We start from the raw sequence: 23,245 nt of genomic DNA on the forward strand, positions 1-23,245 counted from the left end.
TTCACTCTATCTCGTCTCCTAATTGCATCTTCCGGCGCAGTGCCTGAATTTCCTGTCTTTCCGGTTTTTGGTTCCAATCAACCACTCTAAACTGAGCCGTTCCGATAATTTCTTTAAGTACATCTGCTACAGTTACTTTCCTTAAGGTGGAAAAATAATTTTCCTGTGCTTCAGCAAAGATGTCTTTAAGCATTGCTTCCCCTTGGGGAGCTACTTCCGATTCCGGAAAAGCCTGGGGGATCAACCCGTTCAGCTCTATAAAAGGACCACTTTCTTCAATTGCTACGAACACATCATATATCGTTATTTCATTCGGCGGCCGCGTCAATTTTATTCCTCCCTGGTTTCCCGGTACAGAAACAATAAGTTGATGCACTACCAGTTTTCTTAACATTTTTTTCAAATAGGAAGGCGACACCTGCAGCTTGGCACTGATTACATCACTGCTGACTAATTTATGCTCTTCCTGTGTAGAAATCATAGCCAGAATGCAGGCGGCTTGTTCTACTCCCATTTTCATTTTCACGGCATTCATCCCCTTTTATTATAGATGTATTATATCCATAATGGATATAAATTGTCCACAAAAAATGCAAACATAACTTTTTTTTACATAAATCTTTTTAATAGTAAAAAAAGCTGAAAAGTGATATATTCAACTCCGTATGACGGTAGATAAATTTATAATCAGGCACAAGCAGTGAAGGGAGTTGCCGCACATGCCTAATGAATATAATCTGCATTCTTCTGATTTCACTTCACTGAAGTCTGTCTCGCAGAAAATATTTCGCATTATAAGTAAACGGTTAAATGTAAATACAGCTTACGTGGCTCTGCGCGGAGATAAAGAAATGACCGCTCTTAGTTCCTATAACGCAAAAGACCTTATCGTACCCGAAGGATACTCATTGGATCATTCTGATTCATACTGCCAGATGGTTTTATCTGAGAATACTCATTCTTTTTACACAAACAATGTGAATGAGGAAAGCGTCATGAGACATCTAAATATTACGGATGATTTTAAGGTGAAAGGCTTTCTGGGAGTTACTCTTTTTGATCTGGAAGGAAATGTATTCGGCACCCTTTGTGTAATGGACAAAGAAAAAGAAAATTTTACCGAGGAAGATGTGCAGTATTTAGAAGCCATGGCAGAGGTTCTTTCACATATTATTGAACTCGATCGTACTAAATTTAATATGGGGTTTCTAAACGTGCCTATTATCCCTATTACGAAGGGCATTTCCATCCTTAGTATTCAAGGTATTGTAGATGAGCATCGTGCAGACAAAATCACCCAGTCCGTTTTACACTACGGCGCCTCTCATAACATTAACTATTTTATTATTGATTTATCCGGTTTGATCATACTGGATGGTATTTTCCCCCAAGTCTTGATTGACCTTGTTAAATCACTTAAATTGATGGGGATCGAAGCCATTCTTACCGGTATTTCACCCGACTTCGCCCAAAACCAGGCAGGAGCCGTGTCGCTGCTGCAGTTAAATATCAAGATTGTGCACAGTCTGGAAACCGCTCTAAAGTATATAGGGTTTACTCTTTCTGAACACAAATAAAGCCGGGGCAGCTGCCCCGGCTTTATTATGTTGAAAACAAATCAGCAGTAAATGCCTGAATATGCTTATGCGTCACATCCGGCTGTTCTTCCGGCACGTAATGGCCGCAGTCTTTTACTTCTTCAGCCATTACGATAGAGTTTGCTTTTTGTTTCCAAATGTCCACTACCGGCTGTCCGGCTAGATTTCCTGAATCGCCCCAGAGCAGCATTACCGGCACTTCTACCCTTTCTTTGTTCTGCTGTTTATCTCTATACTTAGGCAGATCCACCCGATAGGAGGCCCGGTAGTCGTTTAGAGCGGCCTGCACGGATCCTTTTTTCTGCCAGGTTCGAAGGTATTCCTCCCAGGCCCCGTCCGCTTTAAAAGCCTCCATTAGATGAGGAGAGCGCTTAAAGAAAAATTCCAGATATACCTCTTCTTTGCCTTCAATTAAAGCTTCCGGCACGTCCGGTACTACTTGAAATATCCAGTGCCAGTATTTTTCAGCGGCTTCGCCGGCGGTAAGGTGATCATAAATATATTCCAGAGGCAGAATGTCTATCAGGCCAACCCCTGCAAGTTTTTCCGGATAGTCCAAAGCATACCTTCTTGCGATTCTCGCTCCCCGGTCATGGCCGATCATCGCTATATGTTCAAGCTCCAGCAGCTGCACCAGCCCATGGACGTCCGCAGCCATCTGCTCGTTATCATACGCACCGATTCCTTCCGGCCTGCTCGAATCACCGTAGCCGCGAAGATCCAGAGCCAGCACATAATGATCTTCGGCAAGTTTTGGAATGAGGTCTCTCCAAATCAGCCAGCTCTGTGGAAATCCATGAAGCAGCAGTACAGGCTTTGCTGTATTGGTACCAGCCTGTACATAATGAACCGTAATTCCATTTACTTCTGCATATTGGTGATCCCATTCTTCTGCCGCATATTTTTTCGTCTGGGACATAGGGAGCCTCCTTAATGTTTTTCTAATAGTTCAGGGGTGTTATTTTTAGGGCTGTTAACGTCCCGGCTGACGGGATAAGCTGTCATCTGCCCACTCTCAAAAGGCTCCAGCATGGCTTTTACTTCTGTTTTGGAAGTGTTGGGATGCAGCCAGGCCTCCCTCCGGTTTTTTGGAATAATAACCGGCATGCGGTGATGAAGATCCTGCATTAATTCATTTGCTTCTGTAGTAATAATCGTACAGGAAGTAATGGTCTCTTCCTCCCCTTCCCATCTGTCCCAAAGGCCGGCAAATGTAAAAATCTGTTCTTCATTCAGCATAATCCGGTACGGCTGTTTTTCTTTGCCTTCTTTTTTCCATTCATAAAAGCTGTCAGCTACTACAAGGCAGCGTCTCCTCTCCAGCAGCTTTTTAAAAGAAGGCTTTTCATCTACTGTTTCTGCTCTGGCATTAATCATTTTATGGCCCACCGAAGGGTCTTTGGACCAGGATGGGACAAGTCCCCACTTCAAAAAGCCTGCTTTCGTCTGCTCCTGATTCGAAGCAATCGTCAGCACAAACTGGGTGGGAGCTACATTATAATTTGGAGATATGTCAGGAATCTCCACCCCTGTTTCCTGTTCAATGGCTGTGGCTGAAGAATATAACGTAAATCTGCCGCACAATGCTATCACCTCTTTTTCTGCTTCTATACCCTTTTTTTCAAAAGCATATCCACCGTTCAGCGGTTAAAGCCTTTCAAAAAAGGTTATGGAAAAGAAAGAGTCTTATACAAGGGGGGCTTTTCATGTGGTGGGCTGAATTTAATCATGATGGACCGGGATTTGTTCCATTTGGTCCTGCGCATCTGCTCGTGTTTGCAGTCGTTATTTTAAGCTGCGCGTGCCTTCTTATTTGGCGACGGCCGCTGCGGCGTTCGCAGGCATTTCAGAAAACGTTTTGCTGGACAGCTGCCGCTTTTCTTTTGCTGGCCGAAGTATGGCTTCATACCTGGTATGTTTTAGAGGGCGTTTGGAACATTCGGTTTGCCCTTCCATTAAAGTTAAGCAGCTTTGCCTGGATGGCTGTTGTCGCTATGCTTCTTATAAAACGACCTTCCTTTTGGACTGCTTTTGCTTTTTACGCCGGCATGACGAGTGCTTTTCTAACATTAATTTTTCCGGATGTAGATGATTATGGCTTCCCCCACCTCCGCTTTCTGCATTTCTTTATGACCCATGGACTTTTGATTATAGCGGTATTCTACAAGCTCATTATTGAAAGAGCACCGGTAACATTTCGTTCTCTTTTTGCTGTATGGCTCGTAATGAATGTGCTTGCGGCATTTGTCTTTCTCGTCAATTCGCTCACAGGCGGAAACTATATGTATTTAATGGAAAAACCGCCGTCACCGACGCCTTTTGATCTGCTCGGGGAATGGCCTTATTATCTTATTGCTCTGCAGCCTCTGGCAGTTGGACTTTTCATTCTGATGTACTTGTTTTACTACTACGCTGTAAAACGTTGGCAGTAGATCCTTATTAGGAAAAAACTGCCAGGCTGGCGGCAATACCTACAAGGATAACCAGTACAGGCAGAATAATAATATACAGCACCAGCATATTAGAAGTACTTTGGCCGGCATCGTACTTTTTATCTTCTTCATCCGTTACTTTTGTTAAGCCCAGCGTGATTCCCGTGGCAGCAATTCCTATAAGAATAATCAATACAACAGCCACATTCATATCCGGCTTTCTCCTCTCCGTTACCATTCTTCTCTATACAGATTTCGCCTTTTCTATCTATATCCCTGCCGGGGAAACCTTTAGCTTCCCTATATGTTTATGATAAGATTAATTTACAATTTATTCTATAAATAGGAAAATATTTTTATTATAACAAGGCTCAAACATCCGGGGTGCCGGTATAGACGCGGATGTGCTCCGGCATTTTTCACTGTAGCGAGGTGTCTTTATGAGAAAAAGGTTTGATCCATCTAAATGGCAGCTGAGATTTGGGTTTCTCTTTCTTGTGGTACTGTATCTGGGAGCCGCTTCTTTTGTCGAGTATATTATCGACGACCCTGTGCAGGGACTGATCTACGGATATATGGGCGGACTGTTTCCCTTTATAGGGATCATTATTTATGCAGAAACCCGCCTGAAGAAAACTACTGAAGAATCTTTATCCCAGGCAGACAAAGACTTTAACCTTAAACCAGATATACTGGTTTCAATTTTAGCTTATACAGGAGCTTTTCTCTTTGTTTACTATTCTTTTAATTTTCCTTTAAGAGACATAATAGTGCAGGGTTCCCTGTTGGCCGGCAGTGCTCTTTCTTCGTTTATTTATTATATTATCCGAATGAAAGACAAAGGCTACGAGCTTGAAGACGGTACCTGGGTAAAAAGAAAAGGAGATACTAACCATGATTAGACCATTAACCTCTATGGAAGACCCTCCTATGTCCCTGCTGCTTTCGGCCGATCCTTCTGATAAAATGGTGCAGTCCTATTTGGACAAGGGCGTTTGCTTCGTAATGGAAAAACACGATCAAATTGTTGGAGCGTATATACTCGTCCCTGTAGAAGCAGATGCCTCCGAAATTGCAAACATTGCCGTTTTAGAAAAATATCAGCGGCAGGGCCTGGGGAAAGCTCTTTTGCTGGATGCTTTTTCCCGGGCGGAAAATCTCCCGGTTTCGCGTCTTCTTATTGGTACAGCCGATGCCAGTATTCATCAGCTCACTTTTTACCAGGCGATGGGATTTCATATTACCGGCCGTATTTCCAATTTCTTTGTTGAACATTACGAGGAACCGATTTACGAGAATGGCGTGCAGTGCAGGGATATGATCAGACTTGCTAAAGAAGTATAAAATTTTCTACTGTATATAATAATATACTAAAAGAATTGATATTGTTTCCGCTTTCCATCATAGTAAAAGAAGATCGGAATGTTTTAAAAAGTTCCCATTACTACTATCAGGAGGTATGTCCATTGACGCTCGTTATTGACAATGTAACCAAACGATTCGGTTCTCACCAGGCAGTAGACGGAGTATCATTAACTGTAGAAAAAGGAAGCATGTTTGGCATGCTTGGTGCAAATGGAGCCGGTAAAACGACCACATTCCGCATGATTCTTGGGCTGCTTGACCCTACTTCAGGCTCTGTAACCTGGGACGGGCGCCCTCTTTCCTACAAACGTACCAGTTTAATTGGGTACCTGCCGGAAGAGAGAGGTCTATACCCTAAGCTGACAGTGAAGGAACAGATCATTTACTTAATGCGGCTGAAAGGAATGAAAAAAACCAGTATCGTTCCAGCTCTGCAGGAGTGGCTTGAAACGTTCCAGGTACCGGAATATGAAAACAAAAAAATTGAAGAGCTTTCCAAAGGAAATCAGCAGAAAATCCAGTTTATTGCAGCAGTTTTACATAAACCTGAGCTTTTAATTTTAGATGAGCCCTTCAGCGGACTTGATCCCGTGAACACCGACATGCTGAAGCAGGCCGTGGAGCACATACAAAAACAGGGTACAACTATTGTTTTTTCAAGCCACCAGATGAAAAACGTAGAAGAGATGTGTGAAGATTTAATTATGCTCAAACGCGGCAGCGCTGTTCTGCAGGGCAACCTGCGGGACATAAAAAGATCGTACGGCGTAAAAAACATAACGGTCCAGGCAGACTATAACTTGAATTTTCTCCAGGAAGTGTCCGGAGTCCTGGATCTGCAGCAGAATAAAGACGGAGCCGTACTTCGGGTAAAGGATGAGACAATCGCAGAACCTGTCTTTCAGCGAATTGCCGAAAAAGGATTTGTTCGTAAATTCGAAGTAGAACAGCCCAGCCTGCACGACATATTTATTGATAAGGCAGGTGTAGAACACGATGAATAATTTTTGGATTACTGTTGCTCATACAATGACTAAACGTGTCCGTTCCAAGTCTTTTTTCTGGTCCAGCCTTGTTACACTTATTCTCGTTATAGGGTTAATGAATGCTGCCGGCGTATTATCTTCTTTTTCCGGAGAAGAGGACCGGGAGCAGCAGAATGTAGCGGTTCTTGATAATACATCAGAAGAAGAAAGTATGGGAGAAGCGCTTGCTTCCTACGAAGAAAGTTCTTTTGCCTATGAAAATTATTCCGGTACAGAAGAAGAAGCGCTCGCCTCAGCAGAAGAAGAGGAATATGCTTTTGTACTGACTCTCGCCGGAGAACCTGCTGAACTGGACGCTGTCCTATATGGCAGCGAAAGTGATTTTCAGGATGGACAGGAAATCAACCAGGACGTACAGCGTATTAAAGAGGGATTTGTGACCAACGAACTGAATCTCGATGAGCAGCAGCTCGCCACTATATATGCACCGGTATCTTTTTCTGAACAGCCTCTTACGGAAGGCGCCGAAGTTCAGACGGAAGAGGCACACAATCAAGCCTATTGGATGGTATACGCCCTTGTTTTTGCCATTTATCTGCTGGTGATAATGTTTGGTTCGATGATTGCAACGGAAGTAGCTACCGAAAAATCCTCCAGGGTGATGGAACTGATTGTTTCCAGCGTTAATCCCATTACACAGATGTTTGGAAAGCTTGTCGGCATCGGTATTGTAGGCCTTTTAAATGTAGCCGTTCTGGCAGCCGCCGCCTTTATTGGTGATGCCATCAGCGGTGATAATATACTTGAAGGGTTGTTTAGTGAAGCGATTGAAGTGTCCCTGCTTTTATATGCCCTGCTTTTTATTGTGCTCGGCTATTTTCTGTATGGGGGCATTGCTGCCATGCTTGGAGCACTCGTCAGTCGCGCAGAAGAGGTGAACCAGGCGATTCAGCCGCTCATTTATGTAGCTATGATTGCATTTTTTATAGCTATCTTCGGCCTGAACGCCCCGGATGCGACAATCATTCACATCTTATCGTATATTCCATTTTTCACGCCGCAGCTGCTTTTCCTAAGAATCGGTATGACCTCAGTGCCGACATGGGAGATCATTTTAATTATTGTTATTCTTACTATCAGCGCAGTGCTTATTAATATGCTCGCAGCCAGAGTGTATAAGGGCGGCGTGCTGATGTACGGTAAGTTCTCTATTAAAAATGGCATGAAGCAGGCATTTACTATTTCCAAAAAAGAAAAATAACGCACAATAAAACCGGGAGCGGACCTGCTCCCGGTTTTGTTCGTGCTGTATGTGTGCGATTTATGAATATTTTTTCTCCCAGCGCTGCAGTCGTCCCCGATTATAGCGTTGAATCATAATAAAGGGCATGTTAAAGCTGAAGGCATAGAGCATGATAAACCAGCCGGACAACGGATCATTGAATAGAAAAAACAAGGGTGCCGGAAGAATCTGCAGCCAGTGCGAAAGCTCCGAGCGGCTTGCCTCCCGTTTAAATACCGCTAAGTCATCAGCATTCCGCAGCCGCAGGGTGCTTTTCGCAATTCCCATTTTGGTCCAGGAACCCGCTTCCGGCAGACGATGCTTCCATTTTTTGATTTTAAATATATCGTATATTTTTCCGTCATTTTCCCAATTCCGAATGGTATACAGACAGGAAAAAGAAGCGATAAAAGACGGGGGCAGCAAATAAACAATGGTGCTGATGCTCACATGGATAAACAGCCACGCGGCTGCATTTATCCAAATCATTCAGATGCCCCCTCTCTACTTCCCTGCAATGTTACGGCCTTTCCATGTCGCTTTTTTAAAGAAAAATGTTTTAAGCAGCGAATACATGAATATACAAACAAAAAAGACAAAATATACCGGAAATAAAAGCGCATCAAACCACCGGAAATTCCCAATATCCCGAAGCGTTTTATAAAGCCATAACGCTATGGCCAAATAGCCGGCCAGGCTCCACCATCCGGCTTCAGGACTGTTTACGAAAAAAGAAACTACCGCAGTAATCCATATCACGTTTGCTGCAGTCAGCCATAAAGAAGCAGTTTTTGCTCCAGAGGCGAAGCTTTTAGACCACCCCTGCACTACATCTATAAGCCTTGCTTCATACATTCTCATATTCAGTACCCCTCTGCCGCTGAAAGCACGGGTCTCTATTCCCTGATGCTGTGCTTTCCGGGCAAAAGCCAAATGTTCTACGATCTCGCTTTTAATACATTCGTGGCCGCCCATTTCCCAATACATCTCCCGTTTTATTAGAAGACAGGGTCCAAAGCCTCCCTGAGCCCAGCTCTGCTTTGCGAAAATGTGGGTAATTCCAGAGGAGGCAAACACGACCAGATGAAAGACTGCCGACAGTTTTTCCCAAAAAGAATACATAAAATGAAAAGGATGTACTGTCACAAAGGAGGCTGCTTCCGGTTGTTCTAAGTATCGAATCATACGGTCCGGACCGTCCTCTGAGAACCAGGTGTCCGCATCTAAAAAACAAAGTGTATCTCCGCCTGCCTGACGGGCTCCCTGAAAACAAGCCCAGGATTTCCCCATCCATCCTTTAGGAAGGGGCGGAGTACTGATGACTTTTACCCCGAATGAGGCAGCCGTCTCTTTTGTTCCATCACTGGAATCATCATCGACGACGATTACTTCCCGCTTGTCATTGGGAACCGCCAATAGAGAAGGCAGCAGCCGTTTCAGATTTTTTTCTTCATCACGTGCTGGAATAATAATAGAATAGGTGCCGGTTTCTTTGACCGGCACGATAGGAAAAGAGACCCTCTGCCAAAAAAGCAGAAGGGTCGCCAGTACTGCTGTTACAAGAAACCACATCATTACTCACCTCAGGATTTTACAGCTTTTTTGGGGCTTCCGTGCTTTTCCAGAATAGCGTTGGCTGCCATGTGTCCGGACAGCGTTACCATTGGCACACCGCCTCCTGGATGAGTAGCACCTCCTACAAAGTACAGGTTATCTACTACGCTGCTCTTTGTATCCATTTTAAAGCCGCCGTTCAGCTTGCGGTCTGTCACTACTCCGTAAATAGAGCCGCCGTTGGAGCCGTAGAGAGATTCAATGTCATTCGGCGTGAATGTGTATTCATACTCAATCCGATCACGCAAACCTGTCATTCCCATACGTTCGAGCTTGGAAAGTACTACGTCACGATAGCCGGAAAAGTTTTTATTCCAGTCTTCACCTTTTTGCAGCGCGGGTACGTGCGTCAGGACAAACATGTTTTCTTTGCCTGGAGGAGCCTGGGACGAATCGCTTTTCGACGAAATACCTACGTATACTGTAGGATCGTCAGCCGGTTTCTTTTCTTTAAAGACCTGTTGAAATTCTTTTTCCTGATCCTCGGAAAAGAAGAAATTATGATGACCTAGCTTATCATAGTTGCTGTCTACGCCGAGCAGCAGTACAAGCCCGGATACTGTAGGCTCAAACTTTTTGCGGTCAGCCAATGCTTTTTTGCGGAGCTTTTTGCTTTCCAGCAGATGTTCATAAAATGGAATAACCTCCAGGTTGGACACAACAAGATCTGGAGTCAGAACATCGCCGCCGGCTAAATGTACTTCTTTCACCTGTTTCTTTTTCGTTACTACTTTTTCCACTTCTGTCTCCAGACGTATCTCTACGCCCAGTTCCTCAAGCACGCTTTCCATAGCTTCTGCAATTTTGTACATGCCGCCCTGCACATAGAAAACTCCAACGCCCAGCTGGACATGCGTCATCTGTGACAACATGGCAGGAGCGTCATAAGGCGAAGAACCGATATACATAATTAGAAAATTAAACATCTGCTGCAGGTGTTTATCCTTAAAGAACCGCTCTGTGGTCTGATTCAAGGAGTGGAATGGATCCATGGCCCACATTTCCTTAAGAGAGTGATTGGCTCGCAGATCTGATACACCTGAAATGCTGTCACGGTAGAAAGACTTCATGCTTAAGTCATACATTTTATGGCAGTAATCCAGATATTCAAAAAAGCGGGAGGCATCATCTTCCGACACTTTTTTCAATTCTTCCAGCATTTTAGGGAGGTCACTCGTTAAATCAATTGTGGTTCCATCTTCAAAAAACGTCCTCCAGCCCGGTTCAATGCGCTGGATATCCAAATAATCATGAACGTCCTTGCCGACTGCTTCAAACAGTTCTTCGAGCACCCAGGGGAGAGTCAAAATAGATGGACCGGTATCAAAAATATACCCCTTTCCCGTCCGCTGATTGAGTTTTCCACCGAGACGTTCTCCTTTTTCGATAATCGTTACGTTATAATCTTCTCCGGCTAAACGAATCGCAGATGCCATACCTGCAAGTCCTCCGCCGATAACAGTTACATTTTCGGGCATAATGACAGGCTCCTTTATGGTAAATTGGATTATTTCCTTTATAAAAAGGAAGCGGTAACAGAACATTTTACTCCCTCTAATATACCCTTTTCAACTGGAAATTACTCTCTATATCCCTTGTTTCGATTATATTTCAAAAAGGAAGGGTATAAGTAAAAAAAGAAATGAGGCCTTTCTATGCTGAAATTAATTGCTGCAAACATAATCCGCGCTATTCCTGACAAAGCTTCAGGCAGGTCAATGATAGACTTTGAAACCGTCCGTGAAGTGAAGGAAGTATTATTGGAGGTAGAAGAGCGAACCATTCACCTTTCCTTTTATTATCCTTTGTTATCGATCAATGAACCGCTGCCTGCATACATTAACCTGCACGGCGGAGCCTTTATTATGAATAACAAAGACATGGATGACCCATACTGCCGGTATCTGGCAAACCACGCCCGGACTGTCGTGGTAAACGTCAATTACAGCAAGGCACCCGAAACCCCGTTCCCTGGTGCACTCGAAGAATGTTATCAGGTTATTCAATGGCTTCGCCGCAATGGCTCTGCTTTGGGCATAGATACCCGCAAAATAGCGGTGGGAGGCCAAAGCTCCGGCGGCAATCTTGCTGCGGCATTATGCCTGCTGCTCAAAAAACGTCGGGAGAAACAACCTCTGCTTCAAGTGTTGTCTGTACCAATGCTGGATTTTGTTACTCCTCATGCTGACAAACCCGAACCGGATCCGCTGCGGGCAAAATACCCACAGGCAGCCGGCTTTTTAAATGCCTGCTATGTACCAACAATAGAGCAGGCATCCAATCCGCTTGCCTCCCCGGTTCTGGCAGCTGATGTAAGCGGACTGGCTCCTGCACTAATCGTTTCGGGTGAAAATGATGCTTTCCGCCCTGAAATAGAACGCTATTCTGACAAGCTGAAAAGAGCCAAAGTGCAGGTACGCTATGAACTATTCAAAGACTGCACCCATACGTTCATGAATACCGGTCCTGAAAAAGAGGCCGCTGCAGCCTGGAATATTATAGCATCAGAACTGCACCGCGGTTTTTATCCCTCTTCCTTCTTTAAAACCCATCGTCCCTCCTAAAATACGGGACTCTTTTTTATCGAAAATGATAGAGCGCATGTAAAAAAGCAGGTTAAAACAATATGTTTGTTTTAACCTGCTTTTACATATATCGGCTGCAGCAATATCTTCTGAAGACTTAGTAATGTAAAGACAATTATACGCATTATGTTAGATCAGCTTTTTTTGACGAAGCTGCTGTTCTGCCAGCAGTGGCAGCAGGTTGTCAAAAACATGGGTATCATCATCGTACACCGAATAGCCTCCTGCATATTGATCATTGTTTCCACTGTTCTGGTGTACTTTTAGACGATCAAATATATCCATTGCCAATTCTTCTTCGCCTTCAGCTAAGCAGTACATGACAAGCAGGCCGTAAATAGCCGGAGACTCGTATTCTACGTTTTCTTCTTTGGTTTCTATATCATACTGTCCGAACACCTGCCCATGATCGTCCATTTCTTTACGAATAAAGGCAAGAAAATCACTAGTCTGCCCACCACTCTGAGCTCTGTATAACGCTACCAGCGACTGGTCAACGATGTTGACACTTTCATCATATTCGTACTCTGTTTCTTCCACATTATAGCCTTTCGGAAAAAACCCATTTCGTAAAGGTGCCTCTTCTAATATCCGCTCCATGTTGTCATAGATCTGCTGATCCAGTACCCTTTCATCCCGCATGCGGCGGAGAGCCTGCATATCAATATAGGACAGCGTAATCACATCGCTTGCATATTCGTCATTCGTTTCATAAAAATCGGTCAATACGTTTTCATTTAAATTATATTCGGTCGTATATGAAGCAATACGCTGGGCAGTCTCCTGGTATTCCGCTTTGTCCCATCTATCAAATCCTTTGTAAAGAACCTCCACCAGTCTAATATCATCTACCAGCGCATTTGTTGTTTCCATCTTGTTCCCATTCTCCTGTATTTTCCAGTGAACAAATCCATCCTCTTCTAAAAAATAAGTCTGCAGCTGTTCGAATCCTTTATGAAAAAGCTCTTCATCATTTTCTTTGAGAGCAAAATCCATCCACAGCCCCAACGTTTCCGACAACGATTCTCTTCCCTTTACCTCATCCGAATCTTCTACATCGCCGTCCTGAATATAGGTAGCCACGGTACCGTTGTCGTTCAGCATCCAGGTCTGAATGAATCCGGATACGGGATATTTACTATCCACTACCTCTTCTGAGGGAGGCGGGGGCGGGGAAGAAGAGGAATAATAAAAATAAATGCCTGTTCCCACTAAAGCCGCAATGATTAGAATAACTACCAGCATTTTCAACCACTCCCCACTCCTTTAGGTGATAGACTCTGATTTCTGCTTGGAGTTGAGGGCGGGCGCCTTCCATTCTTGAATCTGCTGTAGAATCGCCTGAGCACTCTCTCCATTTCCGAATGGGTTTTTAATTTGACTCATTTCATGATACGCCTGCGGATCATTAAGAAGCTGAGAAGCCTCCTTATAAATCATGTCCTCCGATGTCCCTACCAGCTTCAGCGTGCCGGCTTCCACCCCTTCCGGCCGCTCTGTCGTATTACGGGCTACGAGAACGGGTTTTCCTAATGCGGGTGCCTCTTCCTGAATCCCTCCTGAATCTGTAATAACCAGATAGGAATGCTTCATAACGTGAACAAAGTTTTCATAATCCAACGGCTCAATAAGGTGTACCCTGGAAGTATCTTCTATTGTTTCTGTTACTTTTTTTCGGATGACCGGATTTTTGTGTACCGGAAAAACGATTTGAATATCGTCGTTTTCCGTTACCAGACGATTTATTGCTTTGTAGACATGCTGTAGCTCTTCAAGGTTTTCCCGGCGGTGTGTCGTTAATAGAATGGTCTTTTTCCCTGATTGGAAAATAGGTTCCAGATGTTCCGGAAAAGTATATGGCTTATTAGCTACCGTCAGCAGCGCATCAATTACTGTATTGCCGACTACAGCGATTTTTTCATTCTGCACATTTTCCTGAAGCAGATTTTCTCTGTTGGCAGCCGTGGCAGAGAAATGATAATCTGCAATTCGACCCACCAGCTGCCGGTTTCCCTCTTCCGGAAACGGTGATTTCATATTATTTGTACGCAGCCCGGCCTCTACGTGAGCGACCGGCACCTGCTTTAGAAAAGAAGCGTAGGCTCCTATAAACGTTGTCGTCGTATCCCCGTGAACCAGCACCAAATCCGGTTTTTCCTGTTCGATAATAGGCGATAACCCTAAAAAGATCCGGCTTGTCAGCTGCTCCAAAGACTGCCCGTTCTGCATAATATTTAAATCATAGTCCGGTACAATGTGAAACAGCTCCAGCACCTGGTCGAGCATCTCTCTGTGCTGGGCTGTATTAACAAACACACTTTCAAATTGAGTACTCTGATTTAATGCCTGAATAACCGGGGCCATTTTGATTCCTTCCGGCCTTGTACCCAGAACCGTCATTACTTTCAGCATGTTATCCGCTCCTTTAATTAGATGGATGGTTTACGTATTCTGCTTGAAACGCTGGGTTTTGTACCATTTTACTTCCTGCTTGAAAACCACCCTGCGGATTTCCAGCACTGTCGCATAGGCAACCAGCGCTACCCAGAGCTGTGAATAAGTGAAGTACATAAACACAACGACCAGAGTATTCTTAAATGTAAGCTGTCCCTTTTCCATACTCAATGCTATTAATGCTTCCGTTACAAAGAGCAGGAAACCGGTAATAAGCAGTGCGATAGAGATAGGACCGATACTCAGCTCTAAATCAAAAATCAGGTTCGATACAAAAATGCCATGCGATAAAATGATCCCGGAAAAGAAAAGAATGTAGGTGAATAAAAAGTAGAAAAGATCAAACGTAACCGTTCTATTTTTCATTGGGGAGAACAAATATTTAAAAATTACATATTCGTTGCCCCGTGCCCAGCGGGTACGCTGTTTCCACCATACCTTGAGCGTTTCCGGCTCCTGCTCCCATGTGACGGCCGAAGGGAAAAAACGGATGTAGTAGCCAAGATTGTAAACGCGAAAGCTTAATTCTGTATCTTCAGACAGGGCTTTTTCGTCCCATCCGCCAAGCTGCTGCAATATAGAACGCCGGATAGCAAAGTTTGTGCCTGGTATGGTAGTCATTTTAAACCAGTACCAGCGTCCTGCCTGAGCCAGCCACTGAAACGTTAATGTTTCCACATTTATTAATCTGGTCAGCAGGTTCTGCTTAGCGTTTGTTACCCTGAATTTACCCACCACTGCGCCTGCTTTTTTATCTTTTGCGATGCCGAGAGCCAGGTAATAAACAGCGTCCGGTTCGGGGGTGTTGTCTGCGTCATACACTACTACCACTTCACCTGTAGCATGTTTTAATCCTTGATTTAAAGCGCCGGATTTACCCTTTCCTATATTAGGGGGCTTCGTATGAACTACTTTAACGAACGGGTGCTTGGCTGCGTACAAATCTGCTATATGGCCGGTGTTATCACTGGAATTGTCATTAATGACGATGACCTCGAGCTTTGTTTTATCGTACCGAAGAGCGATCATCGACTGAATGGTCTGCTCGATAACTACGTCTTCATTATGCGCCGGAATGAGTATACTGACTGTTGGAAGCTCAACCGGCTCATCTGTCCATTCCTTTTCCAGTTTCTTATGCTTCAGCGAATACAAGTACCCCCCATGCATAAGAAACATGTGATAAAACAACATCAGCCAGATAATAAATAATGAAGTATATAACAATACATCTGCCATACGGTTTCCTCCCCTTTAGCTCTTATTTGCCTGCGAACGGTTTCTGAAGATGTAAAAGAAAAATATAATAACCGCAAGTCCGCCGATGATCGCAATAAGCCGAACCATAGCTTCTACGGTATTGTTTAAAAAGTAGAGCGGATAAGAAAAGCCCGACGTGTAAAGAGCGATACGGTCTTTATTAACGTCAATCTCACCGCCGTCTGCCCTTATTTCTACTTTATCTGTTACTACTTGACTGTCTGTCTCTTTTAAATCAATCCATTCAATACCTTCAATTTGTTTCATGCCTTCCACTACTTCAATGAGCCCGTCCAGGCCTAGATAAGGGTGGTAAAAAGCAGAAGTAACGCCTCCGTCGGTAAATTGATACTCTTCAGCGTTTTTCATCATCATATCAACAGCGTCTGGTTCATCCGGCTGTACGTATCCCATCGTTTCCGGGTATAAAGTCATTCCATGGAGGTACGTTGGCTGCCCTACCGTCGGGATCGGCCGCATAATTTCCCAGTTTTCATCACTCATCTGCACCTGTCCTACATAGGTGGAAAAATAGTCTGATAAAACTTCGTATCCGTTTTGGGACATTGTATAGTGCGGCGCTTCAAAAGCAAGTGGATACAGCTCGTACTTCGCCAGCTCATCAATACCGCTCTCAATTCTGTCTTCTATATAAGCTCTTTCATAATCAAGATTCTCCTGATTGTATGCTTCAAACTCTTCAGGACTTTCGAAATCTTCTTCGGTTTTCGGATTCACTTCTTCATTTTCTCCATGGTAGATGGGCATATTATTTTCCACATCCCAGAACTCAAATCCTTCTCCTGTTTCACTTGATCTGAACTGATGGGTATATCCATGCAGAACAATACTGGCTCCATCGTCCTGCATTTCCTGTAATACTGAGGTAAGCTTTTTATTATCAGAAAAACGATATTCCCGTCCTGTTTCAGGATCAGTATAAATGGGAATAACCGCTATCATGTACGGAATATTCTCGCTTTTGAGGTAATCAGCTATTTCTTGTACCTGCTCTGCATCCGCTAATGGATGAACATCTTCCAGCCTCAAATAGCCCGGATGTCCCTCTTCCTTTTCTACATTGAATATTCCAGACATTTCCTTTGCAAACATAACAGCATGCATAGAATCTAAGTTGGGAGCAGCGTAATAATATATATCATCCTCTATAAAAAACAGAGGGTTTTCCTGACTTTCGTTGGTTCCGTACAGTAGTATTTCTGCCGACTCAGAGGGATCGGTAGGAAACATAGCCTGAGATTCAAATTCCACTGCATTGTCTTCATTATCAGCTTCATAGGCGCCTTCCACTGCTTCCTGTAATGAAGTGTCCACATGGTCAAGCTGAGAGCTTAATTGGTCCGCATTATAACCAATAATTGTTTTTACACCATCAAAATCAGCAAACAGCTCTACTGTTTCTTCATGTAACCGCTCCTCCACCTTTCCGTAGTAAAAAAGGTGCGTGGCTTCTTCCAGGTCTTCAGCTTCTACACTGTTGGCTTCTACGTAGGAAATATCCGTCGTGTACCGGCTGATCATGCCGTCCAATACCTTTTGATTTTCCTCTACTTTTCCGTTCTCTGAAGAATACATTATGACTGCTTTTTTTCCTCCGCCAGCGTCTGCTTCTGCCAGGTTCACCGGAAACACACTCATAAGTACCAATAATACGACTCCCCACACCAGTTTCCCATTTCTTTTCATCGGCCATCCCCCTAAATCTCTAAATGTATTCTTAATAAAGAATTTATATGTTCTTTAAAAAGAATACAAAGCCGATGTCGAACTATATAAAGCATTATGAGTTCTTTAAAACGAACTAAATAGCTCATCCTTTGATTTACTTCAAATTTCATTCTTTTCTAAAAATAACCAAAAGAATAAATCCTCTGCTGTGAAACAAAAATCTTTTTCTTTCGTTTGAATGGATACAAGAGAGAATTTGTTTCACTGTTAGTTGATGGGTTATATAGTGGAAACACTCTTCAGCCTTACGCTTCAGAGAACGTTTTAGTGGGGTTAAAAACATAAAAAACCGGACGCAGAGAGTTTTCTCTGCGTCCAGCATCAGCGTAAACCAGGACTTTTGGTACTTTTATTTATTCTGCGACAGCTGCTCATTATTTGAATAAATACCAAACGAAGCCAGGACAGCAAAGATCGAGGAAACCAGTGCAGATAAAGCCGTTTCAATTTCTGTAAGATTGTCCAGACCAAAAAAAGCACCGAGAGCCAGAACAAGAAGCGGAACATTATATAACACAATTTTTTTGATGTTTTTTTGTGGCACTAATTTCCCTCCTTTCAACGCAGTGTTACATAGTTTTCATTTGTCGTGATATACAGGCCGGAAACCAGACGGTATAACGCCGAAGAGCTGCCGGATACAGATACGATCTCCACTACGGTAAAAGCTTCCCCTTGAACGACCTGCCCCGCTACCGCATCTGCGGCAAAGGAAGGACGGGAGCGGACATTCACCGAGGCCGCTGTAACAACGACAAGCCGCCCTTCCACTTTGGCCCGGTCGAGTGCTTCCCAGGTCTGCGAACCTGCTACCCCATCCACAGTAAGATCCATTCTTCGTTGAAACGAACGCACCGCTTCTTCGGTTTCTGCCCCAAATCCACCATCTGCCCCAAATTGAGGCAGACTTTCTCCTGCAGCCAGCAGGTCGTTCTGCAGTACAAGAACATCCGGCCCGCTGTCTCCTCTGCGCAGAACGGGATGGCCGTGGTTTCCTACCGGATGCCCTTTTACGATCGCAGTGCGCACTACATCCATATTGATGCCCGGACAGACATTGGAAGCATGCCCTGGATATTCATTGTGGCCGCGCAGGTTCGAAACAGCCACATTAATGCCACTGGTGCTGCGAAGGGCCGTAACCAGATCAAAATAGGACTGCTCCTGAGCGGCCGTAAAAGACCCGTTTCCTACCAGACAGATACCGATTAAAGGCGTGTTGTTATTTCCGACATGATAAGATACACGATCTATGCTGTTTGCCCATTGAATCGTGCCGTCTTTTGTAATCACAAAGTGATACCCGATACCCGGCCAGCCCAATGTATTCACGTGGTAATTGGCAAAAGAAAAAGCATCGCCTGACGTCGTAGCGGAATGATGACGGGCAATTCCTGTAATTTGGGTCCACGATCTGGAAGCAAACGATCCATTTCTTTTGACCTGTCCTCTTACATCTACAAGCTGAGTTAAATTTCTGTACAACCTCATCGCCTCCTGAGTTTTTTAGGCTTACCATCTCTAAAGGGAGCCTGGGAATTTTTTTACAACCACTATTTATATATTGTTATTTTTTTAATAAGGAGGAGAGAGTTATCGTACTAGAAAAAAGAGCAGCTCAGGGCTGCTCTTTACGTTCGTTTCTCTGATTTATTAAATCCTGAAATTCCCGGTCCAGTTTTATTTTTTCCTCTCCTTCTGCACTTCCCAGACGGCTTAGTATTTCCGTTATCTTCATTTCAAGTACAGCCAAGAGTCTTTCATCTTTCTCTATGGCGGGAGCCGTTTCCTCCCTTAAGCGTTTATTGATTTCGGCTTCACCTGCTTTAATCTGCATTATATGGGTTGCCGTACTTTCTATAAACTCTCTATCATGTGTAACAAATATAATTGTCCCCGGATACGTTTGAATTAACTTCTTTAACGCTTCTTTTGCTTCTATATCCAAATAGTTGGTCGGTTCGTCAAGAAGCAGTATATTGGCAGGCTCCAGCATAACTTTTATTAACGCCACCTTCACCTGCTCTCCTCCGCTCAAAGAGGATACAGGCTGATGCACTTTTTCTTCTTTGAATTGAAGACCCGCCAGTACTGTTCGAATAAATATTTCTGTATAAGGGCTGAACTCCTGCATGTTAGCCAGAACTGTCTTTTTAAGATCAAGGTGGGAAATCTGCTGATCAAAGTAACCAATTACAGCCGGCTTTGCCGTTTGTATTCCTTTTTCTCCTTGATATATTTTCTGAAGAAATGTGGTCTTCCCGCACCCGTTCGGGCCGATAACAGCAAGTTTGGTACCCGGTGTTATATTTGCAGGTTGTATATGAAACAGCAGACGCCCTTTCCGAAAAACGCGGCCCTCTTCTAAAAAGACAGCAGATTTTCCATACAATGGTGTAAAAGGCTGCTGCTCAAAGCTCAAAGTGCCGTGTTTAAACGGCTTTTCTTTCTTATCCAGCTGAGTAATCCGCTTTTCCACTGATTTTCCTGCCCGGCTTAATTTCGCTTTTTGGCGGCCGACACTTCGTTTATGCAGGCGGGCTTCTGAGTTACCCATCCGGCTGGGTGCTTTTTTCAGCTGGCGGGACAGCTTTTCTTTCGCTTCGGCTGCTGTTTCAAGTCTCTTTTTTTCTTTTTTGTAGCTTTCGTATTCTTTTTCCTGCAGCTCTTTTTCTTTTTGTTTCTGCTTTTGATAGGCACTATAATTTCCCGTATATTCTTTAATAATTCCGTTTTCCATTTCCCATATCACCGTGCAGACGGCATTCAGAAGCATTTCATCATGGGAAATTAATACGATACCTCCCTTAAAACTCTGCAGATTTTTTTCAAGCTGCTTTATTCCACTAATATCTAAATGGCTCGTCGGTTCATCTGCTAATAAAAAACGGGTATCTGTCGAAAAAGCCTGCGCAATTTTTTTTCTTGTTTCCTCTCCTCCACTTCCTTTCATTTGTTCCGGACCAGGGACTCCCCAGATACTTCTGTCTTTCTTTGGCAGGAAAACTGATTCTGAATGCTCCATCTGCGGGATAACAGTCGGCTCCTCCCACAGATTCACCGTACCCTTATCCGGCTTTTCCCAGCCCGCGATTAAGTGAAGAAATGTTGATTTCCCGCTTCCATTCTTTCCAACAATGCCGATTCGGCTGTTATCATATATTTTGAGATTTGCTGTTCGTACCATTTTTCTGGCACCATAACTTTTTTCCACATTTATTATTTCTGCTGTTAACATAAAAAAACCTCCCTAGATAATCTAGAGAGGATCAGCCGTTGTCAAAAAGGCACACGTTTCCCATAAGGAAGATATGTGTTGCATGGAGGCACCTCTATGAAGACAAACTAATCCTGTCTAGACGTTAACTGCTTTTCATTAATTATGATAGGCACGTCTTTTGATCAGGATTACTGCTTCATTGGCAGGGTACCTCTCTTTCCGTTGAATAAATTCTAGTTTCAGCATAAGGCGGGCGCCCTGTTTTTGTCAACGGCACTTATATAATTAAATACAAGACAACAAGGACTAAGGAAACAATAAACCCCAGTACAATCACGCCGTTATACTCTTTTCTTAATATGGAAGCACCCAGTCCTGAGGCGGCCAGTATATATCCCGCCGTTAGAAAATAAGAAGCATCCATAAAGAAAACAGCTGCGATATTGGCAAGCATGGCCGCAATAAACAAGTAATAAGAAGTTTGTTTAATAAATAACAGGCTCTGCAGATACAGGCTGTCATCACGGACGTTCCAAGTACCCAGGACGTCAGTAATTTTTCCCGGGGAAGGCATGTCTTTGAATTTTGTATAAATAGGCTGGAGATAAGGAGCCGATCCTGAAAGACTCTGAAAGCCATAGGCAAAATTCTCTTTTCCAAACGTACTGAGCGGATAGCCTGCCGGGGCTTTGGTATCGTTATACTCTGGAGAAAGCGGCCATTCTGCATCCAGACAGAAAACAACGCGGCGCCCGGAAAATTCTCCAAAATAATTTAACACTCCGGTACTTTCTCCCCGCTGAAGTGGATGTCTTAATAAGCTGTCGTTCTTTTTTAAAGAAGCAGCCACGCTCGTATCTATAGGAACCCAGCCATATTCTTCTATATAGCATTCGTTCCAGACATGAGGCTGGAATTTTTTCATAAATGCCCCGATTACTGAACGACAGGGAATTCCAAGCGCCCGGGCATAAGAGCAGAAAAGAAATGAAAACTCCCCGCAGTCTCCTTTTCCTTCTTTTAAAAAGAAAGAAGCACCCCGCTTTTCCGGCGGAAAATGATATGTATACGTATTGTATATATGTTCAAACAGACACTGCAGTTTATCTATAGGATTTTCTGCGTTCTTCGATATTTCTTCCGCTTTTTCCCGCATCGCTTCATTAACCGGGCTTAAGTAAGTATTTCGTAAATAAAACTGTTTTTCTGCCGGTGACAGGGTTTCAGGAGCTTCGTCTTCTTCAAGAGAGGAGGAATATAAATCCATTTCCGCACTTACGTTAATAGTCTCTCCCGGTTCCAGCTGATAGTAGGCGAGTTCCTGTCCCAAATACTCCGAAAGTTCCTGTGGTTCTGTGGAATAAATTACTTTTTTGACCCGCTGGCAGGCCATCTGCGGCGGTACAGCCAGCCAGAGGGACAAAGGGTCCTGCTGTCTATTTTTGTAGGTGTAATCCAGAACGACTGATTTTTCCAGTATAGGCATTCCTCTGCTCCTTTCCGGTATACTTTTACATTCCCCTTATTTTCCATATAATAACCAATTCATGTTAAAACTCAAGAGTTAGTATGTATCAAGGTACCGGGCATACAAAAAGGTCCCCCGGAAACGGAGGACTGTATTATATACATATAAGGATAAGACCAAAAAGACCAGGCTAAATTTTATAATTTTGGAAGGAACGGATCTGTGATTCAGTCTTGGCAAAAACATTTCCTGCTTCTTCTGAAGAGATATCAAAATGTTCGCTTGCTTTTTGTTCTACATATTCATCATTTTTAGCTTCGTCGAAATGTTCACCCTGTTCTGTCAGAATATCGTATTCCTTACGCATGAATAAATAGATTTCTCTCTGCGGTTCCTCAAGTGATTGAATAAACTGCTCGGTTTCTGGATCATTTTTTACGTAACTCATCACTATTCCTCCTCTTTCTGCTTTAAAAAAGATTTCTCTATTAAGACGCTAATTCCTTCCACCTGTTACATTTTACACATTTTTTCATGATTCATGCTGCAGAGACTTTGTTACTTTTTTTGTCTGCCCTGCTTTCTTTTTCTGGACATCATAAGCAAACACAAAGCTTGTTACGTCAGTAAACGCAGCTACAGGTGTTTTTAAATTCGGCTGATTGGACAGCATAACCCCTTCAAGCCGCCACTCCTGCATATGCCCGGGCGGCATATTAATAATGTCTACCGGCTCTTTTACTTCCTGTTTTTCCCCATTCCGCTCAATCTGCTTTTGCTCAAGCAGTTCAATGCGGACTAAGGAGCCGGCTTTATCCTTTACGGCAATATGCCTGTTATGAACAGCCCTGGTAGAAGAGGCACTGTTATAAGCCTGAACAATTAAAGTAACGGTCAGCCTTGTAGCTGTTTCCGGCTCCGCCGGAACGAGCCGGCCGCTCTCTAAGTTTGTGTAATCAAAATGTGTATCCGTTACATAGGTCGTAATGGTCCCTCCAAATTGTTTTGCCAGCAGGACCAGCAGCAGGACAATTAGTAGAAGAGGTATTATTCCTGCTAATATCATTCCTTCCCACATCAACAAGAAATAACCTCCTTTGACTCTCTCTATCTTTCTACATTATAACAAGAATTGCCGGCGGTTTCAGAAGGAATAGCAAACTCTTTTCTTTTTTCATTTTTACGTTACAATAAAAGGATTGCTGTATACATTTAATGGAAACTTATATTGA

Annotated in this window: 24 protein-coding genes; 7 read left to right on the top strand and 17 right to left on the bottom strand. The window is 43.6% G+C overall.

Annotated features, from left to right (window positions below):
- Position 1 precedes the first annotated feature (1 nt).
- The gene (locus ATL39_RS09445) at positions 2–520 is read right to left on the bottom strand and encodes an Rrf2 family transcriptional regulator (RefSeq protein ID WP_245960968.1); all 519 of its coding nucleotides are present in this window, start codon (positions 518–520) and stop codon (positions 2–4) included.
- A gap of 199 nt (positions 521–719) precedes the next feature.
- Here ATL39_RS09445 and ATL39_RS09450 point away from each other — a divergent pair, with 199 nt between their 5' ends.
- A complete protein-coding gene (locus ATL39_RS09450; protein WP_120193093.1) occupies positions 720–1,577 on the top strand; it encodes a GAF domain-containing protein in 858 nt (285 codons plus the stop codon).
- A gap of 25 nt (positions 1,578–1,602) precedes the next feature.
- On the opposite strand, the gene ATL39_RS09455 is transcribed toward ATL39_RS09450, so the two are convergent.
- Together ATL39_RS09455 and ATL39_RS09460 are read right to left on the bottom strand one after the other, a co-directional pair.
- Entirely contained in the window at positions 1,603–2,517 is a 915-nt protein-coding gene (locus ATL39_RS09455; protein ID WP_120193094.1) for an alpha/beta fold hydrolase, read from the bottom strand.
- Positions 2,518–2,528: 11 nt separating this feature from the next.
- Complete coding sequence (locus ATL39_RS09460; RefSeq protein WP_342768770.1) at positions 2,529–3,191, bottom strand: SOS response-associated peptidase; 663 nt, start codon at positions 3,189–3,191, stop codon at positions 2,529–2,531.
- Between the two features lie 113 nt (positions 3,192–3,304).
- Between ATL39_RS09460 and ATL39_RS09465 the strand changes: the two genes are divergently transcribed.
- The gene (locus ATL39_RS09465) at positions 3,305–4,030 is read left to right on the top strand and encodes a YwaF family protein (protein WP_170146890.1); all 726 of its coding nucleotides are present in this window, start codon (positions 3,305–3,307) and stop codon (positions 4,028–4,030) included.
- A 7-nt stretch (positions 4,031–4,037) separates the two neighbouring features.
- On the opposite strand, the gene ATL39_RS09470 is transcribed toward ATL39_RS09465, so the two are convergent.
- Complete coding sequence (locus tag ATL39_RS09470; RefSeq protein ID WP_120193097.1) at positions 4,038–4,241, bottom strand: hypothetical protein; 204 nt, start codon at positions 4,239–4,241, stop codon at positions 4,038–4,040.
- Between the two features lie 229 nt (positions 4,242–4,470).
- On the opposite strand from ATL39_RS09470, the gene ATL39_RS09475 reads away from it, so the two are divergent.
- The 4 genes from ATL39_RS09475 (at position 4,471) to ATL39_RS09490 (ending at position 7,642) form a co-directional block, all read left to right on the top strand.
- Entirely contained in the window at positions 4,471–4,932 is a 462-nt protein-coding gene (locus ATL39_RS09475; protein WP_120193098.1) for a hypothetical protein, read from the top strand.
- Positions 4,925–5,374 carry a GNAT family N-acetyltransferase gene (locus tag ATL39_RS09480; protein WP_120193099.1) on the top strand — a complete coding sequence of 150 codons (450 nt, stop codon included), beginning with the start codon at positions 4,925–4,927 and terminating at the stop codon, positions 5,372–5,374. Before ATL39_RS09475 ends, ATL39_RS09480 begins: the two co-directional genes overlap by 8 nt.
- A gap of 122 nt (positions 5,375–5,496) precedes the next feature.
- A complete protein-coding gene (locus tag ATL39_RS09485; RefSeq protein ID WP_120193100.1) occupies positions 5,497–6,399 on the top strand; it encodes an ABC transporter ATP-binding protein in 903 nt (300 codons plus the stop codon).
- Positions 6,392–7,642 (top strand): ABC transporter permease, encoded by a 1,251-nt coding sequence (locus ATL39_RS09490; RefSeq protein ID WP_120193101.1) that lies wholly within the window; start codon positions 6,392–6,394, stop codon positions 7,640–7,642. Before ATL39_RS09485 ends, ATL39_RS09490 begins: the two co-directional genes overlap by 8 nt.
- 60 nt (positions 7,643–7,702) lie before the next feature.
- Here the strand turns inward: ATL39_RS09490 and ATL39_RS09495 are convergent, their stop codons facing one another.
- From ATL39_RS09495 to ATL39_RS09505, 3 genes are read right to left on the bottom strand one after another with little or no spacing between them, the layout of a single operon-like run.
- A complete protein-coding gene (locus ATL39_RS09495; RefSeq protein WP_120193102.1) occupies positions 7,703–8,152 on the bottom strand; it encodes a glycosyl-4,4'-diaponeurosporenoate acyltransferase CrtO family protein in 450 nt (149 codons plus the stop codon).
- Positions 8,153–8,167: 15 nt separating this feature from the next.
- Positions 8,168–9,238: a glycosyltransferase family 2 protein gene (locus ATL39_RS09500; RefSeq protein WP_245960964.1), complete on the bottom strand. Its 1,071-nt coding sequence runs from the start codon at positions 9,236–9,238 to the stop codon at positions 8,168–8,170.
- An 8-nt stretch (positions 9,239–9,246) separates the two neighbouring features.
- The gene (locus ATL39_RS09505) at positions 9,247–10,755 is read right to left on the bottom strand and encodes a phytoene desaturase family protein (protein WP_120193104.1); all 1,509 of its coding nucleotides are present in this window, start codon (positions 10,753–10,755) and stop codon (positions 9,247–9,249) included.
- A 177-nt stretch (positions 10,756–10,932) separates the two neighbouring features.
- On the opposite strand from ATL39_RS09505, the gene ATL39_RS09510 reads away from it, so the two are divergent.
- Positions 10,933–11,841, top strand: coding sequence for an alpha/beta hydrolase (locus tag ATL39_RS09510; RefSeq protein WP_120193105.1), 909 nt, complete (start codon positions 10,933–10,935; stop codon positions 11,839–11,841).
- A gap of 150 nt (positions 11,842–11,991) precedes the next feature.
- Here ATL39_RS09510 and ATL39_RS09515 read toward each other — a convergent pair whose 3' ends face one another.
- The 10 genes from ATL39_RS09515 to ATL39_RS09560 all read right to left on the bottom strand — a co-directional run bounded on the left by ATL39_RS09515 (position 11,992) and on the right by ATL39_RS09560 (position 23,097).
- Positions 11,992–13,113, bottom strand: a complete 1,122-nt coding sequence (locus ATL39_RS09515) for a hypothetical protein (protein ID WP_120193106.1) — start codon at positions 13,111–13,113, stop codon at positions 11,992–11,994.
- Positions 13,114–13,128: 15 nt separating this feature from the next.
- Complete coding sequence (gene wecB, locus ATL39_RS09520; protein WP_120193107.1) at positions 13,129–14,274, bottom strand: non-hydrolyzing UDP-N-acetylglucosamine 2-epimerase; 1,146 nt, start codon at positions 14,272–14,274, stop codon at positions 13,129–13,131.
- A 30-nt stretch (positions 14,275–14,304) separates the two neighbouring features.
- A complete protein-coding gene (locus ATL39_RS09525; RefSeq protein WP_120193108.1) occupies positions 14,305–15,555 on the bottom strand; it encodes a glycosyltransferase family 2 protein in 1,251 nt (416 codons plus the stop codon).
- Positions 15,556–15,570: 15 nt separating this feature from the next.
- A complete protein-coding gene (locus tag ATL39_RS09530; RefSeq protein ID WP_120193109.1) occupies positions 15,571–17,283 on the bottom strand; it encodes a polysaccharide deacetylase family protein in 1,713 nt (570 codons plus the stop codon).
- Positions 17,284–17,674: 391 nt separating this feature from the next.
- A complete protein-coding gene (locus ATL39_RS09535; protein ID WP_120193110.1) occupies positions 17,675–17,869 on the bottom strand; it encodes a hypothetical protein in 195 nt (64 codons plus the stop codon).
- A gap of 14 nt (positions 17,870–17,883) precedes the next feature.
- A complete protein-coding gene (locus ATL39_RS09540; RefSeq protein WP_170146891.1) occupies positions 17,884–18,810 on the bottom strand; it encodes a peptidoglycan-binding protein in 927 nt (308 codons plus the stop codon).
- A 133-nt stretch (positions 18,811–18,943) separates the two neighbouring features.
- Positions 18,944–20,563, bottom strand: coding sequence for a ribosomal protection-like ABC-F family protein (gene abc-f / locus ATL39_RS09545; RefSeq protein WP_120193112.1), 1,620 nt, complete (start codon positions 20,561–20,563; stop codon positions 18,944–18,946).
- A 259-nt stretch (positions 20,564–20,822) separates the two neighbouring features.
- Complete coding sequence (locus ATL39_RS09550; RefSeq protein WP_120193113.1) at positions 20,823–22,031, bottom strand: transglutaminase-like domain-containing protein; 1,209 nt, start codon at positions 22,029–22,031, stop codon at positions 20,823–20,825.
- A gap of 172 nt (positions 22,032–22,203) precedes the next feature.
- Entirely contained in the window at positions 22,204–22,461 is a 258-nt protein-coding gene (locus ATL39_RS09555) for a hypothetical protein (RefSeq protein WP_120193114.1), read from the bottom strand.
- A gap of 84 nt (positions 22,462–22,545) precedes the next feature.
- Positions 22,546–23,097, bottom strand: a complete 552-nt coding sequence (locus ATL39_RS09560) for a hypothetical protein (RefSeq protein WP_147419346.1) — start codon at positions 23,095–23,097, stop codon at positions 22,546–22,548.
- Positions 23,098–23,245: the final 148 nt, after the last annotated feature.

Origin of the sequence: Sinobaca qinghaiensis, from assembly GCF_003610495.1 — a bacterium.
Classification (GTDB): Bacteria; Bacillota; Bacilli; order Bacillales; family Marinococcaceae; genus Sinobaca; species Sinobaca qinghaiensis.

Bases quoted from the DNA above. Each gene is read 5' to 3' on its own strand.
- ATL39_RS09550 (WP_120193113.1), bottom strand. From the start codon at position 22,031: ATGCCTATACTGGAAAAATCAGTCGTTCTGGATTACACCTACAAAAAT.
- ATL39_RS09450 (WP_120193093.1), top strand. From the start codon at position 720: ATGCCTAATGAATATAATCTGCATTCTTCTGATTTCACTTCACTGAAG.
- ATL39_RS09470 (WP_120193097.1), bottom strand. From the start codon at position 4,241: ATGAATGTGGCTGTTGTATTGATTATTCTTATAGGAATTGCTGCCACG.
- abc-f (WP_120193112.1), bottom strand. From the start codon at position 20,563: ATGTTAACAGCAGAAATAATAAATGTGGAAAAAAGTTATGGTGCCAGA.
- ATL39_RS09445 (WP_245960968.1), bottom strand. From the start codon at position 520: ATGAAAATGGGAGTAGAACAAGCCGCCTGCATTCTGGCTATGATTTCT.
- ATL39_RS09525 (WP_120193108.1), bottom strand. From the start codon at position 15,555: ATGGCAGATGTATTGTTATATACTTCATTATTTATTATCTGGCTGATG.
- ATL39_RS09510 (WP_120193105.1), top strand. From the start codon at position 10,933: ATGCTGAAATTAATTGCTGCAAACATAATCCGCGCTATTCCTGACAAA.
- ATL39_RS09530 (WP_120193109.1), bottom strand. From the start codon at position 17,283: ATGAAAAGAAATGGGAAACTGGTGTGGGGAGTCGTATTATTGGTACTT.
- ATL39_RS09555 (WP_120193114.1), bottom strand. From the start codon at position 22,461: ATGAGTTACGTAAAAAATGATCCAGAAACCGAGCAGTTTATTCAATCA.
- ATL39_RS09505 (WP_120193104.1), bottom strand. From the start codon at position 10,755: ATGCCCGAAAATGTAACTGTTATCGGCGGAGGACTTGCAGGTATGGCA.
- ATL39_RS09465 (WP_170146890.1), top strand. From the start codon at position 3,305: ATGTGGTGGGCTGAATTTAATCATGATGGACCGGGATTTGTTCCATTT.
- ATL39_RS09500 (WP_245960964.1), bottom strand. From the start codon at position 9,238: ATGATGTGGTTTCTTGTAACAGCAGTACTGGCGACCCTTCTGCTTTTT.
- ATL39_RS09480 (WP_120193099.1), top strand. From the start codon at position 4,925: ATGATTAGACCATTAACCTCTATGGAAGACCCTCCTATGTCCCTGCTG.
- ATL39_RS09455 (WP_120193094.1), bottom strand. From the start codon at position 2,517: ATGTCCCAGACGAAAAAATATGCGGCAGAAGAATGGGATCACCAATAT.
- ATL39_RS09495 (WP_120193102.1), bottom strand. From the start codon at position 8,152: ATGATTTGGATAAATGCAGCCGCGTGGCTGTTTATCCATGTGAGCATC.
- wecB (WP_120193107.1), bottom strand. From the start codon at position 14,274: ATGCTGAAAGTAATGACGGTTCTGGGTACAAGGCCGGAAGGAATCAAA.
- ATL39_RS09490 (WP_120193101.1), top strand. From the start codon at position 6,392: ATGAATAATTTTTGGATTACTGTTGCTCATACAATGACTAAACGTGTC.
- ATL39_RS09475 (WP_120193098.1), top strand. From the start codon at position 4,471: ATGAGAAAAAGGTTTGATCCATCTAAATGGCAGCTGAGATTTGGGTTT.